Source organism: Acinetobacter sp. YH12131, from assembly GCF_013418635.1.
Taxonomy (GTDB): domain Bacteria; phylum Pseudomonadota; class Gammaproteobacteria; order Pseudomonadales; family Moraxellaceae; genus Acinetobacter; species Acinetobacter towneri.
The window spans coordinates 26,530-49,397 of record NZ_VPBQ01000009.1; the positions used below are offsets into that span (position 1 = coordinate 26,530).

Below are 22,868 nucleotides of genomic sequence, written 5' to 3' on the forward strand. Positions count from 1 at the left end.
TTTCGCGTAAGTCCCCCTTTTACAAAGGGGGATTTAGGGGGGATTTTTAAAATTTAAAAATAATCTCTTTTCCCTCTCCTAATTTTAGGAAAGGTTGTTTAAAAAGTTTTAAGCAAACTGGCGCAAGAAACGCACATCATTTTGGTAGAACATACGCAAGTCATTGATGCCATAACGCAACATCGCAAAACGCTCTACCCCTAAACCGAAGGCAAAACCTTTATATTTTTCTGGATCAATGCCTGAAGCGCGTAACACATTTGGATGCACCATACCGCAGCCCAAAACTTCCAACCAGCGACCACGTTCATCCATAATATCCACTTCAGCACTTGGCTCTGTGAATGGGAAATAAGATGGACGGAAACGTACTTTTAAGTCTTTTTCAAAGAATTCGTTTAACAGGTTAATTAACAAACCTTTGAGTTCTGCAAAACTGGTATTTTCTGCGACGTATAAGCCTTCAATTTGATGGAACATTGGTGAGTGTGTTTGGTCTGAGTCGCAGCGATACACACGACCTGGACAAACAATACGAATAGGCGGCTGTTGATTTTCCATGGTGCGAATTTGTACGCCCGACGTGTGGGTACGCAATAAATGATTCACATCAAAATAGAAAGTATCGTGCATGGCACGCGCAGGGTGATGTCCTGGAATATTCAACGCTTCAAAGTTGTGATAGTCATCTTCAACTTCTGGGCCCGTTGCCACGGTAAAACCTGCTTTGGTAAAGAATTGGCAAATACGTTCCTGTACCTGCGTAACTGGGTGAATACTGCCGATGCTTTGACCACGACCTGGCAAAGTAATATCAACGGTTTCATTCGCCAGTTTTTGTGCCAAAGCCGCTTGTTGTAATTCAGTTTGACGCGCAGTTAATGCCGCATTGATTGCTTCACGCACAGCATGAATTTGTGCACCAAATTCTTTACGCTGTTCAGGGTCCATTTTACCTAGTGCTTTGGATTGTTCCGCAAGCTGGCTTTTTTTCCCCGTAAATTGCACTCGCACCTGGTCGAGTGTAGCAAGGTCCTCTGCTGCTGCAATTGCAGCGAGCGCTTCATTGGTCAGGGCTTCCAGTGACATAGTAACTCTCAAAAGCAACAATTTAGAAATAATTTAAAAACCCCGTATTCTAACAGTTTTTAGTCGCTTTGATGAAGCTTCGATGTAATGAAAATTAGATTAGCATCTTGAAATACAAAAAGTATAAGATAAAGCCAATCACCACGAGATCTCAACATTATGGCGCTCGATCAGATTTGGAAACAGCAACTTGCCCTTGTGACTTATGGCAATGAATATTTGGCTCAAGATTTAAGTTTTAATCATTGGCTCAAGCATCAAGTGTTTAACCAGCATCAAATTCAGTTTCGTGATTTATTGTCACAACATTTACTGGCACAACACTTTCAAATCTGGTTAGAGCATCTTAAACAACAAGGTGTGCGACGTTTAAGCCTACATCAGGCAAGTATTTTAAATGATGAAAAAAACCCCAATCCAAATGTAGAGTTATTGCCTTTTGCACACTTTATTGTGAGTCACGAGGCACAGCACAAATCTGCTTGGATTTTCGGAAAAGAGCTTGCAGAATGGTATACCGCAGAACAAGATTATATGACGCCTGTTTCCCAACAGAGCGAGCTACGTCAAGAAGTCATGTGGCGTTATCAATTAAATCACAAACTTGCCAGACAGCTCGATACAGATTTTGCCTCTCCAAACTGGGATGAAATTGATCGCTTTATTCGCTCCGAGTTATTTTTAAATCCTTGTGCTACAGAGTTTGTTGAACCAGAGCAAAGCGCTAAACCTTATTTCGGTGTAGATCTTACTCAAAACGCAACTGAAAGCATGTACCCAACTTTGGCGTTAATTCCCGCAGACTACCCTGCTGCCTATGCACATCAGATGCTGTATCGTTTAGATGCACTGGATCAACACATTCAGAATAAAATCCAGCATCCTTATCATGCCGATGGCACAGAACTTGAACCAAGCGAACAACTCAATTTACGTCATTTTTCTCAGAAACTTGAAGATTTACACGCCAAATTTATCACCAAGGTTGCGAACCATTATCAGACCGCACAGCTCACGCCAGTGCAAACACCTGATCCTTTTGAATCAACGCCTAGCCAAGTACAAAACATCGCTTCACCACAAATACCAACACCTGCAGCTACGCATAAAGTGGGTACATCTGCCGTGATTAAACTGATTTTAATGACTGTGGTTATTTGTGCAGCTGCCTATTATTTTGGTTTATAAGCTTAGGGGCTGTTGACAATTCGTCTATGTTTGCGACAACGCATATTTTTTAGCTGATATAAGGCATGGGACAGGAAATTTAGTCATTCTAAATGACCGGCACATAACGCAATAGCAGCAAAAAATATGCTTGTCCTTCGCTGCGCCTTCCGCTGCAAACAAAGCAGTGCTTGTTTTTGCTCAGGCTGTGGCTAAAAATTTCTCAGATTGAGTTATGAAACTTGGCAGAGACCCTAAATTTCAGGCATAAAAAAAGACCGCAAATGCGGTCTTTCTTTTAAGTCATAAAGACTTATGCAGCTAATGCATCTTTAGCTTTTGTAGCTAAAGCAGCAAATGCAACTGCGTCATGCATAGCGATGTCAGCAAGTACGCGACGGTCGATAATCACTTGTGCTTTTTTCAAGCCAGCGATCATACGGCTGTACGATAAACCATTTTGACGAGCGCCCGCATTGATACGCGCAATCCATAAAGCACGGAATTGACGTTTCTTTTGACGACGGTCACGGTAAGCGTATTGACCTGCTTTGATTACCGCTTGGAACGCTACGCGATATACGCGTGAACGAGCACCATAGTAACCTTTAGCACGAGCAAGAATTTTTTTATGACGGCGATGAGCCTGTACACCACGTTTTACACGAGCCATTTATAATCTCCTTAGATGTATGGGCACATAGCACGAACAGCAGCAACGTCACTCACGTGAACCATTACACAGCCGCGCAATTGACGGATACGTTTAGCAGATTTTTTGGTCAAAATGTGGCGTTTGAACGCTTGTTTACGCTTGAAACCGTTAGCAGTCGCTTTGAAACGTTTAGCTGCACCACGGCGAGTTTTTAACTTAGCCATAACAACCTCTTTAAACACCTGTTCGGCACGTCTGCACCATTGCAAAAACGACCTGCAGGTAAGGGAACCAGTATTCTAAAGCATCTTTGCTTAAAACAAAAGCATATTGGCTAAATAAAAATGAGCGTCTCATCACTCGTTTGCCGTAATTCAACTCAGGAAAAAATACTGGAATTGTGAACACCCACTACAATTCAAAATAAAGCTAAAGCTCTGTCAAAAATTGTGCAGATCAACACCCTAAAAACTTGCAATAAGTTGCGGATTACCCTTGCGATTATCTACAATTCCATCAATACTTCGCCTCGTCTTGTGTGAGATAAAAAAGACCGTAATATGATGAAAACATCTTTATATATAACTCTATTGCTTGGACTCAGTGCGACGCATCTTTTTGCAAAACCACCGCAGCAGAAATCGACACCAAAAGCCACACTCGAAGTACAAAAAAGTGCTGCCTTGCCTGCTCATCTCACCACACGCTTAGCATGGCGCAAGTTTCCACAACCCAAATATAAAAATGAAGATTTAAATCAACAAAACCGAGCTGCAATTGTGCGTATTTATGCAGATGAAACCGGCAAAATCAGTCAAGCCACTATTCAAGAAAGTACAGGGCTGAAAAAATTAGATGATGCCTTATTACAAGCGGTTCGCACTGCTGAAATTCAACCGACCTATGTAGAAGATACTGCCGTACCGACCATTGGTTTTCAAAGCTTTAATTTAAGATTTCAGGATAACCAGCACGAAGATTGCCAGTTTGATTTTCAATCTAAACAATGGTTAGCACAGCAACAACAGCAAAAAGTTCAATTTAAGTATCGTAGTCAACCACAATTAAACTTAAGTGCGGAAGATTTAAAAAATCACTCACGTAAGTTAAAGTTTCAATTCAAAGTAAATAAGCATGGCGAAGTGAAACGTGTGAAATTGACACAAGGTTCGGGACAATACGCACTTGATCAACAAGTTTTAGCTGCAGTGAAAGCTGCTCAAGTAGATGTACCGCGTCAATTTTGGCTGTATAAAAAGTCAAAATTAAAAGATGAAATTTATTTTGATTTAAACACGTGTGATGCTCAAGAACAGTCATAAGTGTCTATAGATAATAGGGGTTGCTTGCTTAAACCCATGTATAAACAAAATAAATAAACAGATAACGCCCGATTTTGGCTAGACTCACCATCAACACAAAACGGGCAAAATGTTCTTTCATTAAACCTGCAATCAGCGTAATTGGATCACCAATAATCGGCACCCAACTGAGCAGTAAAGACCAAAACCCATATTTGGCGTAGGTGTGCTGTGCTTTTTCTAATTGTGTAGCCGAAACAGGAAACCACTTTTTATCTTTATAATGTTCGATCTTGAGTCCCAAATACCAGTTCACACAAGAACCTAAAATATTGCCTAGACTGGCAATGCTAATCAGCCAAATGGGTGCATAGCTGCCTTCATATAACAGCCCCAACAACACAGCTTCGGACTGTAAAGGCAATAAAGTTGCCGCACCAAATGCAGATAAAAATAAACCAAACAGCGTCCAAAGCATAGACGATTTAAAGCCCTAAAGCCTGCTTGGTTTTACGATATTCCCAGTTCGCCCAAACAATACTAAGCAAAATAAGTGCCGCACGTGCCCATGTATAACGCTGAGTAACAGGCTCAATCGCAGCACGTAAAACCTGTTGATCTGTGCTATTTAAAGCCGCAATCATATTCTGCACATGAAATGCTTCGATCACAAATAAGATCAAGCAAGACACAATGCCCAAAATAATGCTCCAATACACTTTGGCATTTTGCTCAACAATCTTGGTAAAGTTTAAAAAAAATTCTTGCATAGCTCATCCAATAAAAAAGCCACCTGAAAAAGTAAGGTATCAGGTGGCTGGCATCTTAGCATAAAAGTAGATTTAAACTTGAATCGCGAGTGCTTTCTGCACTGCAGGGCGCGCAGTCAGCCGTGTAATATAGTCTTGTACATACGGATAATCTTCCAGCGAAATATTTTGCCAGTCATGACGTAACGCCCACGGCAAAATAGCCATATCAGCAATTGAATATTCGCCCGCCACGTACTTTTGCCCCATCAACTGCTTATTTAACACGCCATACAAACGCTTGGATTCATTGATATAGCGTTCAATCGCATAAGGAATTTTCTCTGGTGCATAACGGCTAAAATGATGATTCTGTCCTAACATTGGACCAAAACCACCCATTTGCCACATGAGCCACTGCTCTACTTCAACACGCTCCTGTTCATCGGTAGGATAAAACATGCCAGTTTTGCGCCCTAGATATTGCAAAATTGCACCCGACTCAAACACAGAGATTGGCTCATCACGCGGACCGTTCTGATCGACAATTGCAGGAATTTTATTATTGGGCGAAATTTTTAAAAAATCTGGCTGAAATTGATCATCTTCTGAAATATTGATAGGGAAAATTTGATATTCCAAACCCATTTCTTCAAGTGCAATACTAATTTTATGACCGTTGGGGGTGCCCCAATAATAAAGATCAATCATGTTTTATCCTTCATTACTTTTTTTGCTTTTTGACCAGCATTCTTCTACTGCGGTTTTAGTTATAGCATGTTTTTAAGCGTTTGTTGCGTGTCGCTGCGTAGAGTTTTTTTATCGAATGGCATATCTCATAAACATGAAACATAGATGCTCACTTTCATCACGCAAAAAAAAAGCACCGCCAAGGTGCAGTGCTTCTTTTGTTCAAGATGGGATTACTTTTTCTTTTTAGGACCAAGCAACATACCCATTTGACGACCTTCCATTTTTGGTGCTTGTTCAACTACACCATATTCAATTACATCTGCTTCAACTTTTTGCAATTGAGCCAAACCTAACTGTTGGTGAGCCATTTCACGACCACGGAAGCGTAAAGTGATTTTTACCTTATTCCCTTCTTCAAGGAATTTGATAATTGCACGTAATTTTACGTTGTAATCACCAACATCAGTCGCAGGGCGGAGCTTGATTTCTTTCACCTGTACTTGATGCTGTTTTTTCTTCGCTTCTTTCTGCTTTTGCTTTAGATCAAACAAATGCTTGTTAAAGTCCATGATTTTGCACACTGGTGGTTCGGCATTTGCCACAATTTCCACCAAGTCAAGGTCAACGCTTTCTGCTGCGCGTAATGCATCAGCCAAGCTTACAATACCTTTTTGCTCACCATTTTCGTCTACAAGACGGACTTCTTTTGCACGAATTTCATCATTCAAAGCAGGACGGTTAGATTTTCCGCCCTGTTGATTACGGTCAGGCTGTTTAATCGCTGTTACTCCACAATATACCGGCCGCGTTCTGCGACGGCTGTTTTCACTAGGTCAATGAAAGCATCAATTGACATAGTACCCAAATTTGTTCCTGAGCGAGTACGGACGTTTACCGTTCCTTCTTCCACTTCACGGTCCCCAAGTACCAGTAAGTATGGAATACGCTCTAATGTACGCTCACGAATCTTAAAGCCGATTTTCTCATTTCTCAAGTCAGAAATAGCACGAATACCGTTTTCTTTAAGTTTTGCGACGACCTGTTCACTTGCAGCAGCTTGTGAGTCGGTAATATTCATGACACAAGCTTGCACTGGCGCTAACCATGGTGGCATAAAGCCTGCATAGTGCTCAATAAGTATACCAATAAATCGTTCAAAGCTGCCAAGAATTGCGCGGTGCAACATTACAGGCTGATCACGATCATTGTCTTCAGTGACATAAGATGCCTCTAAACGCTCAGGCAAGTTAAAGTCACACTGAATTGTACCACATTGCCACACACGACCTAAGCAGTCTTTCAGTGAGAATTCAATTTTCGGGCCGTAGAACGCACCTTCACCCGGTTGTAACTCCCATTCCAGACCTGCAGCATCCAAGGCATCAGCCAAAGATTTTTCTGCCATATCCCAAAGTGCATCATCTCCCACACGTTTTTCAGGACGTGTAGACAGTTTCATTTGCACCTCTTCAAAACCGAAATCTTTATAAACATCTAAAGTCAGTTTGATGAAGTCTGCAACTTCTGGCCCAATTTGTTCTTTGGTACAGAAAATGTGGGCATCGTCTTGAGTAAAGCCACGTACGCGCATAATGCCGTGCAGTGAACCTGATGGCTCGTTACGGTGACATGAACCAAATTCTGCCAAACGAATTGGCAAATCACGATATGACTTTAGCCCTTGGTTAAAGACTTGTACGTGACATGGGCAGTTCATTGGTTTTACTGCATAGTTACGGTTTTCAGAATGGGTGGTAAACATATTGTCTGCGTAGTTGGCAGCATGTCCTGATTTTTCCCATAGCGTGAAATCGACCACTTGCGGGGTACGAATTTCTAGGTAACCGTTGTCTTGTTGTACTTTACGCATGTATTGCTCAAGTACTTGGTAAATCGTCCAACCATTTGGATGCCAAAACACCATGCCCGGCGCTTCTTCCTGCATGTGGAACAAGTCCAAAGCTTTACCAATTTTACGGTGGTCACGCTTTTCTGCTTCTTCAATACGTTTGATATACGCCGCGAGCTGCTTTTTGTCTGCCCAAGCCGTACCATAAATACGTTGTAACTGTTCGTTTTTCGCATCACCGCGCCAGTAAGCGCCAGAAATTTTGGTGAGTTTGAACGACTTTAAGAATTTAGTGTTTGGAACGTGTGGACCACGGCACATATCCAAATAGTCTTGATGATAGTACAAACCCATTTGAGTTTCGTTTGGCATGTCTGCAATCAAACGTAATTTATATTCTTCGCCACGCGCTGTGAATTCTGCAATTACTTCATCACGCGGGGTCATTTTTTTCACAACATCATAATCTTGGTCGATGAGCTTTTTCATACGCTCTTCGATTGCTGCCAAATCATCTAACGTAAATGGACGAGGCATCCAGATGTCATAGTAGAAACCTTCTTCAATGACAGGGCCAATCACCATTTTCGCTTCAGGGAAAAGCTGTTTTACCGCATGCCCCACTAAGTGCGCACATGAGTGACGGATAATCTCTACGCCTTCTTCATCTTTAGGCGTAATAATTTGTAGGGTTGCATCTTCGGTAATTAAATCGCAGGCATCGACCAAACGATCATTCACACGTCCAGCAACTGTATTTTTGGCAAGACCCGGACCGATGCTTTGAGCAACTTCCATCACAGATACGGCTTGATCAAACTGTTTTTGATCGCCATTTGGCAAAGTGATAATAGGCATAGATAAAAATCCTTAAGGAGTGATGCCCCGTACCATGGAGCATATCACCGCGAGATTATGATTAAGGGAGACCCTCAAAAGATAAAAACGGTGTATAAATAAAAAGCGCCTTAAATTTTACACGGCTTGCGTACAGGTTTAAACCTTTGTGTACTAAAAAAGCCAAAGAATCGGCATTTCAGCTGTTTTTATTCCCTAAAGGTTGCCCACGGCGTGAATTGTCCATGTTGATAGGCATACACCGCTTCAAACTGTGGCAACACCGCCTCACTCTGTTGCGGGCGTAAAAATACATAATCATCTATTTGGATGCGATGCTGTTTGGGTACTTGAATCAACTCTTGATTGCTACTGCGTCCGTATAAAGCATGTGGATGACTGCTCTCAGGATAAACATAATCTGCCATCCAATAGCCACCATAAACAAAAACGGCTTGATTGGATTGTGGCAAATAGGACTGCAAACGATCTAAGCCTGGCACTAGTACCGCAGCCAATACCTTTAAAACAGGTGTTGCAATCCACAAAGCCGATTGCAAATCTGACAAGATTTTTAAATCAAAATCACTGGGTTTAAGCAACATCGAACCAAAAGCCAGATCATTACATTCACTGTGCTGACAATGCTGCATAAATGTCAGGCTACCACCACTGTTAAAACACAAGTCATCCTGCCACAACTTTGGAAAATGATGCTGAATCAGTTGTTTATAATTTCTATATTGCTGCTGTGAGTGTTGATAGGCTTTGGCTTGTGCATGAAATACATTTGGTAATTTCACCACATGCGCATCGTACCCCATCAAACCTGACAGTTTTAAATGTTGTGGATGCTGCTGAATCAATTCCAGCATTTGCATAAATCCAGCATGATCTTGCGCCCCACCACGATGCAAACCGATATCAATTTCAAGATTAATATTCAAACAAAGCTGGCGTTGTTGTGCCAAATGTAAATACTGTTGTAAACGTGCAGGTTGATCAACCAACCATTGTAAATGCAATTGGATATTCTCAGCAGACGCCATCACCTGCTGATAAAAAGCATCTACCGCACGTATTGGCATTGGCTTGCCAAACAGTACATCTGCTTGTGGAAAGTGCTGCATCACTTCATACAAATGTGGCAGATGAAACAACATAAAACGCTGCGTATTCAGACTTTGGCTTGCGTGTTGCAATATCTCCAAACACGCTAGCGATTTCACCACCAGTCGTGGTTGCAACCGTGCAGGCAAATGGGCTGCAACATAATCCAAGTTATGCTGAAAACGTGCCATATCCACAATCAGTTGCGGTGTTCCTGTACCCTGTTGCTGCAAACTGTGGGTGAGTTGCTGAAAATAATCACTTTGCATGTCACGCTCCCTAATTGAATGCTCTTATTTTGCGATTGCTTGAGTTGTTTATTGAACATCACGCCGCACTCAAACTTGGAATCGTGAAAATTTGTCTTAAATATGGATTAATCCATTTTTGCTGTGGATCAAGCTGCTCACGAAGTTGCATAAAATCATCCCATTTTGGATATAACTCACGTAATTGATCCGCTTGCATACTGTGCAATTTGCCCCAATGTGGACGTCCCTGATATTTTTGTAAAATCGGTTCGACCCATTTAAAAATATGTTGGCAATCTTGTTTATAAAATTGGTGGATTGAAATAGACACCGAATCCCGTCCATAAAAAGGACTCAGCCAAATATCATCGCCTTTGACATAGCGAAACTCGATTGGGAAAAACATGGCGACACGCTGTTGTTTCAAAACCGCCAATAATTCTTCTAAACACGCCAAACCTTGCTCGGCAGGCAATTGGTATTCCATTTCGTTAAATTTGGTATTGCGTGGCGTTGGGAAAATTTGACTCGACCAATCGACATGAGTACTCGGTTTGATAAACACGCCCAACAAAGATTGTAAATACGGATTTAACTGTGGAAAAACACGGGTTATTTCCGAACAAAAATTTAATAAACGGTCTTCTGATAACCAATGTTGCGGACGAGGATCCGTCAATCCTCGGCTCTCATTTAAGGTTTTTAAAATCACCTGATCACTGTGTAAAAATGCCCAAAACTCAATATGGCGATGTTGATGCTTCCAACGGTCTATATATTGATAAATATCACTCAAGGCACATAAACGTAGCTGCTCTTTGAGTTTATAGCGCGAACGGTTTTGTAAAGTGATTTTGGTCATCACCCCAAAACTGCCCAGCGCGACCCGACCTGCCTGAAAAATTTCAGCATTGTGTTCAGGTGAACATTGCAACACCTCACCCTCTGCTGTGAGCAGTTCAAAATCAGTCACCAAAGCCGATAGACAAGGTAAATCCACACCTGTGCCATGTGTTCCTGTTGCAACCACACCTGCCAAACTCTGATGATCAATATCGCCCTGATTTTGCAGCGCCTGATGAATCGGAGCTAGACATTCACCCAGTTTGTACAGCCGAGTCCCTGCATGTAAGGTGCATTGCTGCTTTTGTGCATTAAATTGATGCACCCCCTGAATATGATCTAAATTCACCATCACATCATCGGTTGTGGCTAAGGGGCTAAAGGAATGCCCTGCTCCGACCATTCTAATTTTGTCGTGCTTCCGCACAATTTTTTTCAGTTCATCTACATTTTTCGGCTGTAAAAAGTCTGGATAGGCTGTTTGCTTTCCAGACCAGTTACTCCAACGCTGTTTCATAATCCTTCCTTTTTCTGCGTGGCATTTATTTTTATTGCAGTTTGTTTTGCGTTACTTTTTAAAGTACCGCATTAAAAAAATAGAGACACATGGATGAGATAAATGACCTCTCTATCCATATTGATTTAGATTAACCTCCTGACTAGTACATGATTTAGAATATGTTTCACATGGAACAATGTATAAAAAAACCACAATTCATTTAGCGCATTAGCTTTCAAACTGTCACGATATGTTCTTTTTTCTAATTCATCCAAAGGTACAGCGGGCGGTAATAACGATGCTGTATCGCGTTGTGGAATAGGCAAATTCAATTGCTCTGCGAAATATTGAAATTTAGTTTGCAACGCTGCCAAAGTCCACTGTCCATATAAAGTGTGACCACCTTCATAGGCTTGTTGTTGATATTCCTCGAAGGTGGTCACATAGCCCATATAATCATTGCAATATGAAGCCAACCATACTTTTTGAGTCGATTCCAATTCTTGTTGTACGGTTACTTTGAGCCGCTTAGCTGCAACAGTAGTAATTTCCCCAGGACAGCACAGCAAGGTTAAGTCGCCAATTTTAATTAATTGTAATGGCACTACATTCGGTACCAACAAGCTATGATCAATTGCGCCTACACTGGCCTGCTTGTTCATTTCTGCAATCAGTTTGTCTAAAAATTTAGGATAATGATTCAGTGGCTTGCCAAAAATGGTTTTAGAACCACATTCCAGCACAATATCTTTGGGGCCTTGTGAGGCATATAGCTGTTGATAATAGGTATAATCTGCGGCTTGAGGATTACTCAACTTTTTCTTTTTCACTCGCTGCACTAACCATTGCATACCTTTAAAAATCGGTTGTGCCACACCTGCACCATCTACAGGTGTTCCTGCAAAAAATGCTGCACCATGACAGGCTGCACTGGTTTTTGCATCTGTTTGCCCATCGCAAATTCAACTGGAATTTCAATATTGCTTAAATCGACATAATGGCACACAGCATCTAAAGCTCCCATTAACGGCGTACCTCTATGTGCCAAAGCTTTCAGTGCCAATTCACTTTGATAGCGACCATTTTGCTGTGTATATTCGTATTCTTTTTCATCGCGCATTGCAGCACGTACCTGTGACTGCTCAGGGCCATGATAATGTGGAGAAACATCACCCGCTGCGGCTTGGGCAAAAATTGCCACAGGATTTTTGACCCCACGTTGTTGCAGTGCACGCTCGGTACAAAGTGCGGCATAACCTTTGTTATCACCATCATGAGCGCTTAAACGACTGCTTAAACAGGTAGCATGCACCCCAAATAAAGAAAAAACTGCCTGTAAATTACCTTCGCGATAAAAACCAAGCAATTGCATATCACGATCTAAGGCCAAATGTGCCTGTTCCAGCGTTCTACGAGATACATCAGGATTACGGTTATACGCTGTTAAAGAGCGATTCCATGCCACTGGCGTTTCTTCTGCAAAACGACCATTGCTCATATAAATATCGGTTTTTTCTGGGTCGCCAAAGCTTTGAGCACACTGCCCACAATCGCATCGACCACTGCATTTAAATGTTCAGGCACAAAACCAGGTGTGGGCATATTGTACAACGCTTCATGTGCACAACCGCCAGGTGCAGAATGAGTATGCGTTGCCATCAATACCAAACGCTGCGGCTGAAAACGCTCCCCCAGTTTACGCTGTATCGCTAAATGACGCATAGCATAGGTCACACACCCCATATCCAGACAGCAAAAAATTAATAAGTCATTGTCTAAGGTTTGAATACAAATACTGCGGGCAAATAAAGCTGTTCGTTGTTCATAGGCACGATGTTTCCAGTTGCCATAACCAAACATGGCAAGCCCTTTTGGCTGAATATGAATTTCCTGTTTATCCCAACCCACCAAATACATTGCAATCGTATTCCTTTTCATTTATACAATCAGTCATGACGCTGATCAACGCCATTAAACAAAATTGCATCACGGCAAATAAGGGTCAAAGCGACAATGGCATGGGGGGATAATCGGACTTATGTCAGCAACTTCAAACTACTTGCTGCAGCACGTGCCGCCTGCCTTATTGTCAGGTCTGATTCATTACGCCAAAGAACAACAGATCCCCTATCAACCATGGTTTCAGGGAATTTCTCAAGATCTTGATCAAATCGTCCAAGGCAATGGTTTTGTTTCATTTCAAGATATTTGCAAAGTGGTGACACGCGCCCTGCAAGACACTCAATGTGCACATTTAGGCTTAGAAATTGGACGTGACAAGGGGCTGATTTCCATGGGCATGCTCGGTTTTGCCATGGTGTCCAGTCAAAATGTTGTAGAAGCCTTACAGACAGGACTGCAGTACCATCCCATTTCAGGCAGTGTGATGGATTTGGAGTACGATTTTTCCTCGACCTCTCCTACACTGGTGATGAAAGAGCGTTATCCCACGGGGAACTTACTGCGCTTTTTTTGCGATGAAGCCCTGTCCAGTATTGTTAGCTGCTTAGACGTCATGCTTGGCAATCATCAAGATTTGGTCGAAGTGCATTTTAGTTTTGCCCAACCCGACTATTTAGAGGCTTATCAGGTGCATTATCAATGTCCTCTGCACTTTTCATCATACATGAATGCTTTGGTGTTCCGACCAGAGATTTTAGGACGCCAAATTAAAACCTCTAGTGCCGCCAATTACAGCACCGCCCTGCGTGTCTGCCAACAAGCGTATCAGGATATGCAGGCGATTAATCAACAGCAATATGCACACGTGTTGAGTTATCTAATCGAACAGCATTTACCTCAGCACTTTGATATGCACCAAGCGGCACAACATTTTCAAATGAGCGAAAGACATTTACGCAGACAATTACTTGCCGAAGGCTGCAACTTCCAAAACCTGCGCCAACACGTTTTGGAAAATAAAGCCAAACAACTGCTACAACAGCCTTTGAGCATGACTGAAATTAGCCAACAACTTGGCTTTAGTGAATTACGCGAATTTCGACGTGCATTTAAGCGTTGGACAGGTCTCAGCCCATCACTCTATAAAAGCCAAATGACAGAATAAGTTAATATTTTCCAATAAGCTACTATTTTTATTGAATAAAAAATAGCTGCTAAATTTTACTTAAACTATTTTTTAAATGTACTTACAAGCGATTCAAAACAAAAACAACAGATTTTCGACTAAAGCATAACTGCAAAGCTGCCATAAAATCCCTATCTTTTTAAGTTGGATAAAATAACGACACATATTATGGAGAATAACAATGGTCAGCGCATACGATGAATTACCGCGTACCCCTGCGAACTTTGTCGCCTTGTCCCCGTTACGTTACTTAGAACGGGCAGCTTATATTTACCCGCACCAAAACGCGATTATTCACGGTTCACGTCAAATTACCTGGCGCGAAACTTATTTGCGCTGCTGCCAATTTGCACATCAACTTCAAAATTTAGGCATCAGCAAAAATGACACTGTTTCGGTGCTGCTTCCGAATGTTCCTGCCATGCTAGAAGCACACTTTGCTGTGCCAATGGCGGGTGCAGTGCTGAACACACTAAACACTCGTTTAGATGCCAAAACACTGGCGTTTATGCTCGATCATGCAGAATCCAAAGTGCTTTTGGTTGACCCTGAATTTGCGGCTTTGGCACAAGAAGCCTTAGCGATGGTCAATCATGAAATTTACGTGATTGATGTCAACGATGCAGAATATGAGCATGCTGCCAATGCCCTTAGCATCGGACAGATTGAATACGAAACTTGGCTGGCTGCAGGTGACCCAAATTTTGAATGGCATTTGCCACAAGATGAATGGGATGCAATTAGCCTGAACTATACGTCTGGCACGACAGGCAACCCGAAAGGCGTGGTCTATCATCATCGCGGTGCCTACATTAATGCAGCCAGTAATATTATTGCCTGCGGGATGACCCCACGTGCAACCTACCTATGGACACTGCCCCTATTCCACTGTAATGGCTGGTGCTTTGCATGGACGATGGCAGCCAACGGTGGCACCAATATCTGCTTACGTAAAGTCGACCCTGAACTGATTTTTAAATTAATTGCAGAGCACAAAGTCGATTATTTCTGCGGTGCGCCAATTGTCTTGTCGATGCTCATCAACACCCCTGAGGAGAAAAAGACCCAGTTTGATCACCGTGTTGAAGTGATGGTTGCGGGTGCTGCACCGCCAGCAGCAATTATTGAAGGTATGCGCAATATTGGCATTAACGTAACTCACGTTTATGGCTTAACTGAAACCTATGGCCCATCTGCGCTGTGTGCTTCTCAAGCAGGCTGGAGCGACCTATCCATTCAAGAACAAGCACAATTACATTCGCGTCAAGGCGTGCCTTATCCGCTGCAAGATGGCATGAAAGTTTTAGACCCAGAAACCATGCAACCTGTACCAAAAGACGGCAAAACCATGGGCGAAATTATGTTCCGTGGCAATATCGTGATGAAAGGTTATTTGAAAAACCCAGAAGCCACCGCAGAAGCATTTGCAGGTGGCTGGTTCCATACGGGCGATTTAGCTGTCTGCCAACCCGATGGCTACGCCAAAATTACTGACCGCTCTAAAGATGTGATTATTTCAGGTGGTGAAAATATTTCTTCACTCGAAGTGGAAGAGGTGTTGTATCAACATCCTGCAATTTTGACTGCTGCAGTGGTGGCAAAACCAGATCCACGTTGGCAGGAAGTCCCGTGTGCCTTTATTGAACTGAAAGAAGGCAAGCAGGTCAGCCCTGAAGAAATTATTGCCTATTGCAGTCAACATTTGGCGCGTTTTAAAGTACCAAAGGATGTGGTGATTACTGAAATTCCAAAAACATCGACAGGTAAATTACAAAAATTTGTACTGCGTGAATGGGCCAAAGAGCGTTCAGTCGGTGAGTTCGGCTAAAATTTGAAAATCCTTACACATAAAAGACAATAAAAAACGACTCGTTATGAGTCGTTTTTTATTGCAATCAGACAAGCTCGCGTTTGATCACTTGGTTCTCTGATAGCTTAGTTTTCTGACAGCAAAGCCACTTGCTGCACATAGTTAAACAACTTGAGCTTAGATGCTTCAAGTTCTTCCGCAGACACTTCCTGTTTCATATCACGGTGGATACGCAACACATGCTGACGCAGCGTATGACGCTCAGCTGCTTTATAGGTTTTACTAAAATCATTAATCACAGGGTCGCCGTCTTTAATAATTCGCTCTACCCAACGCTGTAACTGTGCGGTTTTTTTCGCACCTTGCTGCGGCGTCAAATAAGACAAAATTACGCTTTCATCTTCATTACGCAACAATTTACCAATACGCTGACACTGACGACGACGTGCTTCATGTGAAGTAATACTTTGCAATTCCAGTAAAGCATCAATTAAACGCTCTTCTACTGGAAGTTTTTGAATTTGTTTAGTACTTAACTGCGCCAATTGTTCGCCAAGCGCGGCCATACGTTGTACGGCTTTTTTCTGTTCGGTTTTACTTGCACGCCCTTCTAAAGATTCAAAGTCATCTTCGGTAAAACGTTGCGGTCGACGTGCCACGATTAATCTGCCTCGTAAAATTTTGCTGCAAACAGTGCTTGAATATCAGATAAAGCTTTTTCTTCATCTGCACCATCAATCACCAAGCGTAAAGTAGTTCCCTTGCCTGCACCTAACATGAGCAAGGACATAATATTTTTGGCATCAACCAACTTGTCGCCTTTACCAATTTGGATTGACGAACGAAATTTGGTGGTCACTTCAATCAGCTTCCCAGATGCCCGTGCATGTAAACCTAGTTTATTAATTACGTCAACAGTTGTGTCAATCATGACCAGTGCTTCATTTCTCGGTGTAAGACTTGTATAGACCATTTTGCCTCAAGTGCTTTTTTTAGTCTATCTACGATATAAACAGAACGGTGTTGCCCACCCGTACAGCCAATAGAAATGGTGATGTAGTGTCGATGTCCTTCGGCAAAGGCTGGCAACCATTTTTCTAAAAACTGATAAATGTCTTTAAACATTTCATGAGTTTGCGGGCTTTGTTGCAAAAACTCCTGCACGGGTGCATCTAAACCTGAATGTTTTCGCAGCTCTAAATCCCAATGCGGGTTGGGTAAATGCCGTACGTCAAAAACATAGTCGGCATCTAGCGGAATGCCGTGCTTATAACCAAAGGACTGTAAAATCACAATTAAATGATCGCTTTGCCCAAGTTTAGACAGCAATACATGCTTTAGGTCATGCACGCTTTTATCGGTAGTATCTATATGCACAGTCGAGCGAAACTGAATAGGCATCAACAAGTTTTTTTCTTCTTGAATACATTCATTCAAGCTTTTAAATCGACTCGACAATGGATGCGGACGGCGTGATGCGCTAAAACGGGCAATCAATTCCTGATCTTGCGTGGTCAGATAAATAATATCGACTGAACCATGCTTTTGCAGTTGCTCAAATACCAAATCAAACTCTTGCAAGTCGGCACGGGTGCTGCGTACATCTACCCCCAATGCCAACTGTTCCAAGTTATTTTCCTGATCCAGTTTATCCACAATTTCGGGAAGCAATGCCAAAGGTAAATTATCAATACAGTAATAACCCAAATCTTCCAACACTTGTAATGCCGAAGATTTTCCTGAACCCGATTGACCTGTCACGATCAAAATACGTTTCATGGCATGCAACCCTTCTATTGCCAGCTATGCAGAATGTTTGACCTGCAAATTATCAATTAAACGTGTATTGCCCAATTTTGCTGCAACGAACAACACCAGATCTTCACTAAATGCTTCAATTTTCTGCAATTCTGTTGTACGCGCCTCTACATAGTCCACAACAAAGCCTGCTGCTGTCAATGTTGCTTTAATATTCGCTAACACTTGTGACAAAGTTTCACCTTGCTGTAATGCTTGTGCAGCAGCCTTTAAACTTTGATAGATTGTCGGTGCAATTTGACGCTGTTCAGCGCTCAAATACCCATTGCGTGAACTAAGTGCCAAACCATCTGCTGCACGTACAATTGGCACACCAATCACTTCTAGCGGAATATTCAAGTCACGTACAAACTGACGAATGACTGCCAGTTGTTGATAGTCTTTTTCACCAAAGAAAGCATAGTTTGGCTGTACCATATTGAATAACTTGGTCACGACCACCGCAACACCATCAAAGTGTCCAGGACGCTGCAAGCCACATAAGTCTGCCGTAATCTCGCTCACTGAAATATTGGTCAAACGTGGTTTGCTGCCATACATTTGCTCAACTGAAGGCGCAAAAATAATGTCACAACCGACTTCTGCCAACAATTGACTGTCTTGGTCTAAAGTTCGCGGATAACTGTCAAAGTCTTCATTAGGGCCAAATTGAATTGGATTGACAAAAATACTGACCACCACCACATCACATATTTTTTTCGCTTCGCGCACCAAGGTCAAATGCCCTTCGTGCAAATTGCCCATAGTCGGAACAAAACCAATGGTTTTACGCGCAGCGCGTGCAGGCTGTAATGAAGCCGCTAAGCCTTGAATTGTGGTTTCAGTTTTCATATTACAACTCGACTTGGAAAGTTTGTTCACGTGCAGGGAAAGAACCATCTTGAACTGCAGCATGATAGGCTTTAAATGCATCCAAAATGGCAGTTTCACCCGCTTGTTCTTTCATAAAGTTACGTACAAATTTTGCGACACGACCAAAAGTCAGCCCCAGCATGTCTTGCACCACTAGTACCTGACCGTCAGTGTCTGCACCTGCACCAATCCCAATCACTGGAATTTCAGGGAACAAGGCAGAAATTTCTTGACCTAGCTGTGCTGGCACACATTCTAGTAACAGAATCGCCGCGCCTGCTTCTACCACAGCTTTACAGTCAGCAATCAGTTTATCTGCAGCTTCGCGGGTACGTGCCTGTAATTTATAACCGCCAAATACATGCACCGATTGTGGTGTTAAACCTAAATGTACACAGACAGGAATACCATTACGGGTCAGTGTTGCAACGGTTTCGCTGAGCCATGCACCACCTTCCATTTTGACCATTTGCGCACCCGCTTGCATCACTTCTTTCGAGCTTTGCAATGCATCATTTAAGGTGGCATAACTCATAAATGGCAAGTCAGTCAAAATAAAGGCATGTTGATTACCACGACGTACCGCCGCAGTGTGATAAGCCATATCCGCCACGCTAACAGGCAAGGTTGAGTCACGCCCCTGAATAGACATACCCAAAGAATCGCCAATTAAAATCGTATCAATTTCAGCAATTTCCATTGCTTTCGCCATGCTTGCATCATAGCAAGTCAGGCAGGAGAATTTTCGACCTTCCGCTTTAAATTTTCTTAGGTCACTTAAACTAATCATGAAAATATTCCTCTATGGAAAAAGCATCACGCATGCTTAATTTAAAACTTTATAGCCCTGCCCAATTGCTGGCATCTACAACAGTTAAGCTCGGATGTTCAAGCAATGGCGAGTGTTTTAATAATTGTCCCTTAACGCTTAAGTTAGCATCCAAATCTAACAACGGGATGACGACAAAATCACGTTCTAACACCCCCACATGCGGTACAGTCAGACGTTCATTTTGAATGTTGGCATCAGCATAAATCAACAAGTCTAAATCTAGCGTACGCTCACCCCAATGGCGTAAACGTACCCGACCTGACTCTTGTTCAAAACGCTGTAATTCATCTAACAATGCCAAGGCTTCAAGTTCGGTATCTAAACGTACCACAGCATTCAAATAATTAGGCTGATCTTGTGGTCCCATGGGTGGGCTTTGATACAGTTTAGAAGTCTGCACTTGCCCCAAAGTTGCCAGTTTTTGCACCGCTTCAGTCAAAATTTGACGCGAATCGCCCAAATTACTGCCTAAACCAATATAGGTGATGTTGCTCATTGTGTTGGCCCAAAAATCACTTGGCTTAAATCACGTTGCACACGTTTACGTTTTAAAATCGGATGATCTGCACCAATACCTGAACCGTTTGCTGTAGCAGTCAATTGCGCCCGATTTTCTTCATACTGTTTGGCTTTACGCGCACGTCGACTACGAGGCTCAGGCTCATTCACCAAGGGTTCAATCTGCATATCGGCAGCATGTGTTGCTGGTGCCACATCAACAGGTTCTTGCGCTGTTTTACGGCGGCTCTTGGCACGTAATCGGTTATATTGGGCAATCGCACGTTCTTTTTCATCGGTGCTCATAAGCTGGTAGGCATCCCACCACTGACCCATTCCTAAAGTCGAGCTATCGCCTGCTTTTTCACGCAGTAATAAAAAGTCAAAACCTGCACGGAAACGCGCATGCCCAGACAATGCTTCAATTTGCTGTGGTTTCGGTTGCAATAAACGGGTTTGCATTTCCCAAACTTCACGAATAAAAGTTTCAGCAAAACGAGGAATAATGGTACGTGTCGCCTGACGTTTCAGTACATCTAAACCTGCTTGGGCTCGCGCTTCGGCTGCCACCACACCTTTAGAAAGATAAAAGTCACAACGCTCTAAAAACGGTTGCCACAACAGCACCGCATAGAAAAATGCAGGGTTGATGGTTTTACCAATCGTAATCCGTTGATCGGTATTTTTTGCTGCACGTTCAATAAATGAGTTGATGTCTGGCTTGATGTCGGCAAATAACTGACGCCAAATACCAAACTCAATCAACATCGGCAGGACTTTATTTAAATGTCCCATCGTAAAGAGTTTTTGCGACTCATCATATAAACGGTGTGGCGATACATCACGCAATAACTGCGTCATTTCAGGCGTAAAAATTTTAAGAATTTTTGGATCAATATTGAAATTTAATTTGGCAGCAAAACGCAAAGTACGCAGCATACGCACTGGGTCTTCTTCAAAACGTAAAGTTGGATCGCCCAATAAACGCAAGTTTCTGTGCTTTATATCATCTACGGCATTGCAAAAATCTAACACGATGCCTTTGCGTGGCTGGTAATACAACGCATTGATTGAAAAGTCACGACGGGCAAAATCTTGCTCGATTGTGCCCCAGTTATTATCGCGCAGAATCATCCCCGCCGCAGAAGTCACAGCTTTTTTCGGTGGCGCACGGAAAGTGGCCACTTCAATTAGTTCACGCCCTGCATAGACATGCGCCAGCTCAAAACGTCGTCCAATAATTCGGCAACGTCGTCCGAAAACTTCTTTCACTTGTGAGGGTGTGGCATTGGTTACGGCATCAAAATCCTTCGGATTTAGCCCTAACATTAAGTCACGAACTCCACCACCGACGATATAGGCTTCATAGCCTGCTTTGGTTAAAGCATCTAGAACATCTAAAATGGAAGAAGGTAATTGAGCGGTAGATAAACCACATTTTGACGCGCGCAAAGTTTGCAAAAGACGCTGTCTCCTACGTCTGAACGTAAAACAGATAAGATGTCGCTAATCATATCTCTAACACAATCAAAGGGCAATTTGATTCACATGCTAATTTTGCAATGTGCAGTGCTAAAATTCTGCTTGCAGCTACAATGCCAACTTGTGTTTATTCTTGGCAAATAAGGCAGACCCAATCCCTTTGACTTGCTGAAGTTCTTCAATACTTTGGAATTTTCCATTTTGTTTTCGGTATTCCACAATCGCTTGTGCTTTTTTCATGCCCACCCCAGACAATTGCTGCAATTGTTCTAGTGAAGCGCTATTTAAACGCACTTGATTTGTATGCGCACTTTGCTGAGTAGGACGTGCTAAATAATGTTCTGCGCTTGATGATGTGGTTTGAGCCGCACTTAAACGCTGATCTTGCGCGGCTTGCTGCGCTTTCCATTTTAAATAGTTTTGATCATAGCTGTGCCCACCCACCTGCGCAGGCTTAGATTGCACATTTTGTGCTGTAGTCCATACACTGATACCGCATAACAGCAATGCAAGCCAGTACTGCCATCCGAAAGAAAAAAAGCGAAAAGAAACTTTTAATTGCTGCGATATATTCATGTTGCCGCAAAACCTGTCATTTTAATTGTTGTTTTGCCTGCTCCCAAAGTTGATCCATTTCTTCTAAAGTCATATCTTCTATTGTTTTTTGTTGTAATTCGGCCTGATCTTCAATGTAAGCAAAGCGTGTTCTAAATTTATGAATTGTGCCCAATAATGCCAACTCACTGGACACGCCAAGTTTACGCCCAACATTGATTAAAGAAAACAAACAATCCCCTAACTCATCCTGTATTTCATCGGATTGTTGCTGTTGAATCGCCTGTTGTAATTCTTGCAATTCTTCTTCTAACTTGCCATACGCATCTTGCACGGTATGAAAGTCAAAGCCCAATTGTGCCGCATGCTGCTGAATTTGCTGTGCCTGCACCAAAGCGGGTGCATGTTTCACCTCATCTAAACGTGACTTTGCTTTACCCTGTTTTTCTTGTTGTTTGATGGTTTTCCATAAGGCAGCGACATCTTCTGCGCTAAGCTGCGCAAACTGTTCTGCCTGAAACACATGTGGATGCCGACGAATTAATTTATCGCAAATGGCTTGTACCACATCTTGAAAATCAAATGCACCTTGCTCGCTATACATTTGTGCCTGAAACACCACTTGCAACAACAAATCACCCAGCTCATCACGTACATCATCTACCTTGCCTGAACGCACTGCCGCTTCAACTTCATAAGCTTCTTCAATTGCGTATTGAGTCAAACTTTCTGGGGTTTGTTTTTGATCCCACGGGCATTGTTGACGTAACTGTTGCATGATTGAAAGCAATTGCTGCATGGGTTGTTCCTTATTTCAATTTATTGCACGAATGCACCATTTTTTTGTTATGCTCAGATGGCAAGGACGATATGCACAACAAAAATAACAT

The 22,868-nt window shown here is 42.5% G+C and carries 23 protein-coding genes and 1 pseudogene; 4 read left to right on the forward strand and 20 right to left on the reverse strand.

What is annotated here, in order from left to right:
• Positions 1 to 108: 108 nt before the first annotated feature.
• The gene (gene pheS / locus FTU66_RS08195; RefSeq protein ID WP_004975156.1) at positions 109 to 1,089 is read right to left on the reverse strand and encodes a phenylalanine--tRNA ligase subunit alpha; all 981 of its coding nucleotides are present in this window, start codon (positions 1,087 to 1,089) and stop codon (positions 109 to 111) included.
• A 159-nt stretch (positions 1,090 to 1,248) separates the two neighbouring features.
• Between pheS and FTU66_RS08200 the strand changes: the two genes are divergently transcribed.
• Positions 1,249 to 2,277: a hypothetical protein gene (locus tag FTU66_RS08200; RefSeq protein ID WP_180112613.1), complete on the forward strand. Its 1,029-nt coding sequence runs from the start codon at positions 1,249 to 1,251 to the stop codon at positions 2,275 to 2,277.
• Positions 2,278 to 2,569: 292 nt separating this feature from the next.
• Here FTU66_RS08200 and rplT read toward each other — a convergent pair whose 3' ends face one another.
• Positions 2,570 to 2,929: a 50S ribosomal protein L20 gene (rplT, locus tag FTU66_RS08205; RefSeq protein WP_004975153.1), complete on the reverse strand. Its 360-nt coding sequence runs from the start codon at positions 2,927 to 2,929 to the stop codon at positions 2,570 to 2,572.
• 11 nt (positions 2,930 to 2,940) lie between these two features.
• Entirely contained in the window at positions 2,941 to 3,135 is a 195-nt protein-coding gene (rpmI, locus tag FTU66_RS08210; RefSeq protein WP_004975152.1) for a 50S ribosomal protein L35, read from the reverse strand.
• 339 nt (positions 3,136 to 3,474) lie between these two features.
• On the opposite strand from rpmI, the gene FTU66_RS08215 reads away from it, so the two are divergent.
• Positions 3,475 to 4,233 carry an energy transducer TonB gene (locus tag FTU66_RS08215; RefSeq protein ID WP_026438356.1) on the forward strand — a complete coding sequence of 253 codons (759 nt, stop codon included), beginning with the start codon at positions 3,475 to 3,477 and terminating at the stop codon, positions 4,231 to 4,233.
• A 28-nt stretch (positions 4,234 to 4,261) separates the two neighbouring features.
• Here the strand turns inward: FTU66_RS08215 and FTU66_RS08220 are convergent, their stop codons facing one another.
• The 8 genes and pseudogenes from FTU66_RS08220 to FTU66_RS08255 form a co-directional block, all read right to left on the reverse strand.
• A complete protein-coding gene (locus tag FTU66_RS08220; RefSeq protein WP_004975149.1) occupies positions 4,262 to 4,690 on the reverse strand; it encodes a YqaA family protein in 429 nt (142 codons plus the stop codon).
• A gap of 7 nt (positions 4,691 to 4,697) precedes the next feature.
• Positions 4,698 to 4,982, reverse strand: coding sequence for a hypothetical protein (locus FTU66_RS08225; protein ID WP_004975148.1), 285 nt, complete (start codon positions 4,980 to 4,982; stop codon positions 4,698 to 4,700).
• Positions 4,983 to 5,054: 72 nt separating this feature from the next.
• Positions 5,055 to 5,672 (reverse strand): glutathione S-transferase N-terminal domain-containing protein, encoded by a 618-nt coding sequence (locus FTU66_RS08230; RefSeq protein ID WP_180112614.1) that lies wholly within the window; start codon positions 5,670 to 5,672, stop codon positions 5,055 to 5,057.
• Positions 5,673 to 5,884: 212 nt separating this feature from the next.
• The gene (infC, locus tag FTU66_RS08235; RefSeq protein ID WP_096902435.1) at positions 5,885 to 6,433 is read right to left on the reverse strand and encodes a translation initiation factor IF-3; all 549 of its coding nucleotides are present in this window, start codon (positions 6,431 to 6,433) and stop codon (positions 5,885 to 5,887) included.
• Positions 6,434 to 6,438: 5 nt separating this feature from the next.
• Positions 6,439 to 8,361, reverse strand: a complete 1,923-nt coding sequence (thrS, locus tag FTU66_RS08240) for a threonine--tRNA ligase (protein WP_004975142.1) — start codon at positions 8,359 to 8,361, stop codon at positions 6,439 to 6,441.
• A gap of 188 nt (positions 8,362 to 8,549) precedes the next feature.
• Positions 8,550 to 9,719 carry an alanine racemase gene (locus FTU66_RS08245; protein WP_180112615.1) on the reverse strand — a complete coding sequence of 390 codons (1,170 nt, stop codon included), beginning with the start codon at positions 9,717 to 9,719 and terminating at the stop codon, positions 8,550 to 8,552.
• Positions 9,720 to 9,777: 58 nt separating this feature from the next.
• Positions 9,778 to 11,061: a D-arabinono-1,4-lactone oxidase gene (locus tag FTU66_RS08250; RefSeq protein WP_180112616.1), complete on the reverse strand. Its 1,284-nt coding sequence runs from the start codon at positions 11,059 to 11,061 to the stop codon at positions 9,778 to 9,780.
• A gap of 125 nt (positions 11,062 to 11,186) precedes the next feature.
• Positions 11,187 to 12,960 (reverse strand): annotated as a pseudogene (locus tag FTU66_RS08255) (neutral/alkaline non-lysosomal ceramidase N-terminal domain-containing protein).
• Between the two features lie 121 nt (positions 12,961 to 13,081).
• On the opposite strand from FTU66_RS08255, the gene FTU66_RS08260 reads away from it, so the two are divergent.
• Both FTU66_RS08260 and FTU66_RS08265 read left to right on the forward strand, forming a co-directional pair.
• Positions 13,082 to 14,110, forward strand: a complete 1,029-nt coding sequence (locus FTU66_RS08260) for an AraC family transcriptional regulator (protein WP_180112617.1) — start codon at positions 13,082 to 13,084, stop codon at positions 14,108 to 14,110.
• 202 nt (positions 14,111 to 14,312) lie between these two features.
• On the forward strand, positions 14,313 to 15,959 hold the full coding sequence (locus tag FTU66_RS08265) for an acyl-CoA synthetase (protein WP_131260752.1): 1,647 nt from the start codon (positions 14,313 to 14,315) through the stop codon (positions 15,957 to 15,959).
• 107 nt (positions 15,960 to 16,066) lie between these two features.
• Here FTU66_RS08265 and yjgA read toward each other — a convergent pair whose 3' ends face one another.
• The 9 genes from yjgA to mazG all read right to left on the reverse strand — a co-directional run bounded on the left by yjgA (position 16,067) and on the right by mazG (position 22,777).
• Positions 16,067 to 16,600 carry a ribosome biogenesis factor YjgA gene (gene yjgA / locus FTU66_RS08270; protein ID WP_167846246.1) on the reverse strand — a complete coding sequence of 178 codons (534 nt, stop codon included), beginning with the start codon at positions 16,598 to 16,600 and terminating at the stop codon, positions 16,067 to 16,069.
• Between the two features lie 2 nt (positions 16,601 to 16,602).
• Entirely contained in the window at positions 16,603 to 16,872 is a 270-nt protein-coding gene (locus tag FTU66_RS08275; protein ID WP_026438354.1) for an HPr family phosphocarrier protein, read from the reverse strand.
• A complete protein-coding gene (rapZ, locus tag FTU66_RS08280; protein ID WP_180112618.1) occupies positions 16,869 to 17,720 on the reverse strand; it encodes an RNase adapter RapZ in 852 nt (283 codons plus the stop codon). The genes FTU66_RS08275 and rapZ overlap by 4 nt, the downstream gene beginning before the upstream one ends.
• Before the next feature lie 24 nt (positions 17,721 to 17,744).
• A complete protein-coding gene (gene panC, locus FTU66_RS08285) occupies positions 17,745 to 18,590 on the reverse strand; it encodes a pantoate--beta-alanine ligase (protein ID WP_004975122.1) in 846 nt (281 codons plus the stop codon).
• Between the two features lies 1 nt (position 18,591).
• Positions 18,592 to 19,401: a 3-methyl-2-oxobutanoate hydroxymethyltransferase gene (gene panB / locus FTU66_RS08290; RefSeq protein ID WP_004975120.1), complete on the reverse strand. Its 810-nt coding sequence runs from the start codon at positions 19,399 to 19,401 to the stop codon at positions 18,592 to 18,594.
• A gap of 49 nt (positions 19,402 to 19,450) precedes the next feature.
• Positions 19,451 to 19,939, reverse strand: a complete 489-nt coding sequence (gene folK, locus FTU66_RS08295) for a 2-amino-4-hydroxy-6-hydroxymethyldihydropteridine diphosphokinase (RefSeq protein WP_004975118.1) — start codon at positions 19,937 to 19,939, stop codon at positions 19,451 to 19,453.
• Entirely contained in the window at positions 19,936 to 21,402 is a 1,467-nt protein-coding gene (pcnB, locus tag FTU66_RS08300; RefSeq protein WP_131260755.1) for a polynucleotide adenylyltransferase PcnB, read from the reverse strand. The genes folK and pcnB overlap by 4 nt, the downstream gene beginning before the upstream one ends.
• Positions 21,403 to 21,531: 129 nt before the next feature.
• Positions 21,532 to 21,999: a ComEA family DNA-binding protein gene (locus FTU66_RS08305; protein WP_180112619.1), complete on the reverse strand. Its 468-nt coding sequence runs from the start codon at positions 21,997 to 21,999 to the stop codon at positions 21,532 to 21,534.
• A gap of 16 nt (positions 22,000 to 22,015) precedes the next feature.
• Positions 22,016 to 22,777: a nucleoside triphosphate pyrophosphohydrolase gene (gene mazG / locus FTU66_RS08310; RefSeq protein WP_004975111.1), complete on the reverse strand. Its 762-nt coding sequence runs from the start codon at positions 22,775 to 22,777 to the stop codon at positions 22,016 to 22,018.
• Positions 22,778 to 22,868 lie beyond the last annotated feature (91 nt).

What these genes read in the sequence shown, in the direction of transcription:
- panB (WP_004975120.1), bottom strand. Translation starts at nt 19,401, where the DNA reads ATGATTAGTTTAAGTGACCTAAGAAAATTTAAAGCGGAAGGTCGAAAA.
- FTU66_RS08260 (WP_180112617.1), top strand. Translation starts at nt 13,082, where the DNA reads ATGTCAGCAACTTCAAACTACTTGCTGCAGCACGTGCCGCCTGCCTTA.
- FTU66_RS08225 (WP_004975148.1), bottom strand. Translation starts at nt 4,982, where the DNA reads ATGCAAGAATTTTTTTTAAACTTTACCAAGATTGTTGAGCAAAATGCC.
- FTU66_RS08250 (WP_180112616.1), bottom strand. Translation starts at nt 11,061, where the DNA reads ATGAAACAGCGTTGGAGTAACTGGTCTGGAAAGCAAACAGCCTATCCA.
- FTU66_RS08215 (WP_026438356.1), top strand. Translation starts at nt 3,475, where the DNA reads ATGAAAACATCTTTATATATAACTCTATTGCTTGGACTCAGTGCGACG.
- rpmI (WP_004975152.1), bottom strand. Translation starts at nt 3,135, where the DNA reads ATGGCTAAGTTAAAAACTCGCCGTGGTGCAGCTAAACGTTTCAAAGCG.
- mazG (WP_004975111.1), bottom strand. Translation starts at nt 22,777, where the DNA reads ATGCAGCAATTGCTTTCAATCATGCAACAGTTACGTCAACAATGCCCG.
- FTU66_RS08275 (WP_026438354.1), bottom strand. Translation starts at nt 16,872, where the DNA reads ATGATTGACACAACTGTTGACGTAATTAATAAACTAGGTTTACATGCA.
- FTU66_RS08220 (WP_004975149.1), bottom strand. Translation starts at nt 4,690, where the DNA reads ATGCTTTGGACGCTGTTTGGTTTATTTTTATCTGCATTTGGTGCGGCA.
- FTU66_RS08230 (WP_180112614.1), bottom strand. Translation starts at nt 5,672, where the DNA reads ATGATTGATCTTTATTATTGGGGCACCCCCAACGGTCATAAAATTAGT.
- rapZ (WP_180112618.1), bottom strand. Translation starts at nt 17,720, where the DNA reads ATGAAACGTATTTTGATCGTGACAGGTCAATCGGGTTCAGGAAAATCT.
- pheS (WP_004975156.1), bottom strand. Translation starts at nt 1,089, where the DNA reads ATGTCACTGGAAGCCCTGACCAATGAAGCGCTCGCTGCAATTGCAGCA.
- FTU66_RS08245 (WP_180112615.1), bottom strand. Translation starts at nt 9,719, where the DNA reads ATGCAAAGTGATTATTTTCAGCAACTCACCCACAGTTTGCAGCAACAG.
- FTU66_RS08305 (WP_180112619.1), bottom strand. Translation starts at nt 21,999, where the DNA reads ATGAATATATCGCAGCAATTAAAAGTTTCTTTTCGCTTTTTTTCTTTC.
- thrS (WP_004975142.1), bottom strand. Translation starts at nt 8,361, where the DNA reads ATGCCTATTATCACTTTGCCAAATGGCGATCAAAAACAGTTTGATCAA.
- rplT (WP_004975153.1), bottom strand. Translation starts at nt 2,929, where the DNA reads ATGGCTCGTGTAAAACGTGGTGTACAGGCTCATCGCCGTCATAAAAAA.
- FTU66_RS08200 (WP_180112613.1), top strand. Translation starts at nt 1,249, where the DNA reads ATGGCGCTCGATCAGATTTGGAAACAGCAACTTGCCCTTGTGACTTAT.
- folK (WP_004975118.1), bottom strand. Translation starts at nt 19,939, where the DNA reads ATGAGCAACATCACCTATATTGGTTTAGGCAGTAATTTGGGCGATTCG.
- FTU66_RS08265 (WP_131260752.1), top strand. Translation starts at nt 14,313, where the DNA reads ATGGTCAGCGCATACGATGAATTACCGCGTACCCCTGCGAACTTTGTC.
- panC (WP_004975122.1), bottom strand. Translation starts at nt 18,590, where the DNA reads ATGAAAACTGAAACCACAATTCAAGGCTTAGCGGCTTCATTACAGCCT.